This is a genomic window from Cytobacillus solani, assembly GCF_001420595.1.
Taxonomy (GTDB): Bacteria; Bacillota; Bacilli; order Bacillales; family Cytobacillaceae; genus Cytobacillus; species Cytobacillus solani.
Genome location: NZ_LJIX01000009.1, coordinates 1 through 1,444 on the forward strand (window position 1 = coordinate 1; position 1,444 = coordinate 1,444).

The following is a 1,444-nucleotide window of genomic DNA, read 5'->3' on the forward strand; positions in this document are numbered from 1 at the left end:
ATGATGCCCCGAAGCTAAACCAAAGTATCACATCTTTGTAGCCGCTGCTTAGTTTGACTGGGTCAATCTGTATTCTGCTTTGCATTGCCTCTTCCCTGTATTTTCTGTGATCATAGGTGTTATTTCTAATACTGGCCATACAGTCATCATCACACTTGTGAAATATTTCAAAGCAACCAGTGCCATCTTCTTCAGCATTCTCTCTCAGCTGTCTTTTCACTCGTTCGTACAGTTTGTCCATTTCTGAATCAGCCAGATCAATTGTATGCTGGTTCTCCATTGCTACCAAGAGTTCAGCATTGTATGACCACACTTCTGTTATAGAATCTCTGGTCCAATTTATCACATTACCGATTTGCTTCTCTACCTCATTGAATTCATTGTCTATCAACTCAAATTGTTGGTTGGTTTTTGCTATAAGCCGGTTTAATTTCCCTGTTATTTGATCAATTGCCGATTGAGTGCTTTTGTAATCTGCAGCAGTTCCCTCTCCCTGTGCATTCTGGTGTCTGAAACCATACCAACCATCAATTAGGCCTTCCCATCCATTTTCAATGAAACCCGCTATAGCACCAAATAGGCCTCTCCCCTTTGGAATCTCAGGAACATTCTTCATCCCTGTTGCCAGCAGCAGACTCCTTTGCTTAACATATCTCGGACATTTTCCAACTGCCCTGCTATCTATGTTCTGAAATGGCAAGTTACTTATTATTGTCCCACCACTATGATAGCAGTCCCCTTCACAATTGGCATCAACCTGTACTCCACTCTGGATTCCCATAGATTTTCCTCTCAGGAAGCTTGCACGGTCTGGAGCTATGAAAGCCCCATTGAAACTGAAAGTGACTGTATCATTGGGATTTAGCATTAGCCAATGAAAGTCAATTCTTCCAGATATACCATTAACTTGTGGTCTCGCTCCTGGACTCGGTACAAAAGATTGTTGATAATTAGAACTCCCAACTGTCACCAGTTTGTTTCCACTCCCATATAGCTTGGTTTGCTCTGCAGTTGAAACGGAATGATGGATCCCCCATACTATTATAGCTGGGCTTTTTCTTGTATTTTTATATGACTTAGTCATCTGCGGGAATGCAGCATTATCTGTGTTTGACAGGAGCCATTTCATTTCTGCATAGAATGAAGATCCTGATCTCCTACATGCACTGGTTACTCCATTAGTTCTTATTCCATTGTATGTAAATCCCATTGCTTCCTTGTCAATTCCGCCTGATTCTCTGAGAATTTGCCTCAGAGCTTCTTCATTCACGAATTTCCCAGGATAACAGACATCACTTCCTTCTCGCCTCTCAATAATTAAATCGGCCGAAAATTCTAGGAATTGGTCACATTGAGGTGGTCCAGTGATTGTCCCCAGGAGTCCACATTGACCGAGGTCAACTGTCCTTTTCCCCTTTGAGCAGATCCTGGGGATGTTTGTTCG

At 42.3% G+C, this 1,444-nt stretch carries 1 protein-coding gene; it reads right to left on the reverse strand.

The window, feature by feature from the left end; translation table 11 throughout:
* Positions 1-1,444: hemagglutinin (locus tag AN957_RS26515; protein WP_156341186.1), on the reverse strand; the 1,444-nt coding region annotated here is incomplete at both ends.